This window comes from Nocardia farcinica, assembly GCF_029867845.1.
GTDB lineage: Bacteria > Actinomycetota > Actinomycetes > Mycobacteriales > Mycobacteriaceae > Nocardia > Nocardia farcinica_A.
The window spans coordinates 1-2,812 of the sequence record NZ_JARWRU010001016.1; the positions used below are offsets into that span (position 1 = coordinate 1).

Consider the following 2,812-nt stretch of genomic DNA (forward strand, 5'->3'; position numbering starts at 1 on the left):
CGGCATCGCCGCGCGCATTGGTGGCGTGGTGATGCCGTCGTACTCCCCTCCCGGGTTGGCCTGCACCGGGGGGCGCGGGTCCGCATTCTCCGCCGGATCGATTCCGCGACAGTCTTTTTCACTGGCATCGACGCCGAAGACCCTCGGAGAACCCCCTTTCGAGCTCAGCGTGCCCCGAAGCCCGTCGGCCTGCGGGCTCGACACTCGCGCGGATCAGCGAAGCGGGAGCGGGATACCGGCGACGACGAGCACGACGGACTCGGACTCGGCGGCGATCCGAGAGTTCAGTGTTCCCAGCAGATCTCGGAACAACCTGCCGGAGGCGGTGGCGGGGACGACCCCGCTGCCGACCTCGTTGCTGACGGCGACCACCGGGACTTCGCAGGCGCGCCAGGCGGCGAGCAGGGTATCGATGTCGGCGTGGACGGGGGCGAGATCCCCGCCCGCCCAGACGTTGTGGGCGTCGAGGCGGGCGGTCAGCCAGGTGCCGAGGCAGTCCACGAGAAGGGGCCGGGTCGCGGTGGCGAGTGCTGTTGCCACGTCGTCGGTTTCGAGGGTGTCCCAGCTCGCGGGGCGGCGTTCGCGGTGCAGGGCGACGCGCCGGGCCCATTCGGCGTCGCCGTCGCGGGTGCCGCCGGTGGCGACGTAGGTGACGGCCGGGTGCGCGGCGAGCCGGTCTTCGGCGTAGCGGGACTTGCCCGAGCGGACGCCGCCGAGGACGAGGGTGCGGTGCGCGGGCGGACGGCCCGTGTGGATGACGTCGCCGTCACGGCCGGGGCGGGCGCCGAGGGTGCGCAATCGTCGCTCCAGTTCGTCGTTCGGGGGGTTGTGGTGGCCGAGGTGGACGGCCACCACATCGGTCTCGTCGGTGACGGCAGCGGCGGTGCGCAATCCGCTCACCAGGTCGGCGAATTCGGGGAAGCCGAGGTGCTGGTCGGACAGGTCGGAGCGGTCGCCGAAGGTCTGCTCGAGGAAGACGGCGTCGTAGGCGGCGGCGCGGACCGCCTCGAACCACGGTCGCGGCCACGGGCCGGTGTCGCATGCCCACAGCACGCGCGCGCCGTCCGGGCCGGTGAGGTCGTACAGCACGGTGTCGCCGTCGCGGAACACCCGGTGCCGCGCGGGCAACACGGTGATCTCGTAGCGCCCGGCCGTCAGACGGTCCCCGGCGCGCACCGGGACGAAACGCACCGGATCGTCGGGGCCGACCCAGGGGCGGCAGGAGTCGAGGGCGTCGGCGGGACCGATGACCTCGAGTTCGTGGCCGGCCTCGACCCAGGAGCGGAACAGCAGGGCCTGCGGGCCGAGATGGTCGGGGTGGGCGTGGGTGAGCAGGATGTGGCGCACGTCGGCGAGGGTGCGGCCAAGGCGGACGGCGGCCCGCGGTGCTTCGGGGCCGCAGTCGAGCAACAGCACGTCATCGACGAGGGCGGCGGTCTGGCCGCGGATCTGCCCGCGCGCGGCGGCGTCGCGGCACGACTCGCAGCGGCAGAAGGGGGACGGCCATCCGTCGGCGGCGCCGGTGCCGAGCAGGACTATCTCCATCAGCGTGACTCCGTTCCATCGGCGCCGGGGTTGCCCGCCCCATCGTGTTCCACCGAGATCGCGCCGGAAGAATCCGCGGCAGAGCCACGCCCACCGCGCAGGGGCAGCACCGCGCGACCGTCGCGGCGATCGAGCACCTCGACGCGCGCGCCGTAGACCTCGGCGATGCGCCGCACGGTGAGCACCTCGGCCTGCGGGCCGTCGGCGGCGATGCGACCGCGGTCGAGCAGGACCAGCCGATCGCCGTACTGGGCGGCCGAGGTCAGGTCGTGCATGGCGGCGATCACGGTCAGCTCGCCTTCCCGGCGCATGGCGTCGACCAGTTCGAGCACCTGCTGCTGGTGACCGATGTCGAGGGCGCTGGTTGGTTCGTCGAGCAGCAGCACCCTCGGTTGCTGGGCGAGGGCGCGGGCGAGCACGACGCGCTGGAGTTCACCGCCGGAGAGTTCGGTGGCGGGCCGGGCGGCGAAATCCTCCAGCTCGAGGCGGGCCAGCACGCCGTCGACGATCTCCCGGTCACGCAGGGTTTCGCTGCCGAACCGCGGGATGTGCGGGGTGCGGCCGAGACGGACGAGTTCACGCACCGTGACGCCCTCGGGCACCACCGGCCGCTGCGGCATGAGCGCGACCGCGCGGGCGACGGCACGGCGCGACGCGTGGCCCGGCTCCACCCCGGCCACCCGGATGCCGCCCCTGGCGCTGATTAATCCGGCCACGGCGTGCAGCAGGGTGGTCTTGCCGGAGCCGTTGGGGCCGACCAGCGAGACCCACGCTCCCGCCGCCACCACGAGGTCGATGTCGTGCAGGACCTCGACGCCGCCGCGTTCGGCGCTGACGCGCTCGCACACCACCGCCGTCACGACACGCCCCGGCTCCGGCGCAGCACCAGCAGGAAGAACGGCGCGCCGACGGCGGCGGTGACCACGCCGATGGGCAGCTCGGCCGGCGCCATGAGGGTGCGGGCCGCCACGTCGGCGACCACGAGGAAGGCGGCGCCGGCGATCAGCGACAGCGGCAGCAGCAGGCGGTGCCCATGGCCGACGAGCAGCCGCACGGCATGCGGCACGACGATGCCGACGAAGCCGATCAGCCCGCCCGCCGCGACCACCGCCGCCGTGCCGAGGGTGGCCACGCAGACCAGCAGCAACCGCACCCTGGCCGGGTCGATGCCGAGACTCGCGGCCTCCACGTCGCCGACGGCCATCACGTCGAGGGTGCGCCGGTGCGCGACGATGACGGCGGCGGTGGCCACGACATAGGGCAGTAC

At 73.6% G+C, this 2,812-nt stretch carries 4 protein-coding genes; all 4 read right to left on the minus strand.

The genetic code is table 11. The features are described 5' to 3' along the window. Positions 1-204, minus strand: a 204-nt coding sequence (locus QH283_RS22500) for a hypothetical protein (RefSeq protein WP_280504948.1), incomplete at its 3' end; no start/stop codon positions are given. A 9-nt stretch (positions 205-213) separates the two neighbouring features. Beyond that, positions 214-1,545, minus strand: coding sequence for a bifunctional adenosylcobinamide kinase/adenosylcobinamide-phosphate guanylyltransferase (locus QH283_RS22505; protein WP_280504949.1), 1,332 nt, complete (start codon positions 1,543-1,545; stop codon positions 214-216). Next, positions 1,545-2,405 (minus strand): ABC transporter ATP-binding protein, encoded by an 861-nt coding sequence (locus QH283_RS22510; protein WP_280504950.1) that lies wholly within the window; start codon positions 2,403-2,405, stop codon positions 1,545-1,547. The genes QH283_RS22505 and QH283_RS22510 overlap by 1 nt, the downstream gene beginning before the upstream one ends. After that, positions 2,402-2,812: FecCD family ABC transporter permease (locus QH283_RS22515; RefSeq protein ID WP_280504951.1), on the minus strand; the 411-nt coding region annotated here is incomplete at its 5' end. The genes QH283_RS22510 and QH283_RS22515, both read right to left, overlap by 4 nt.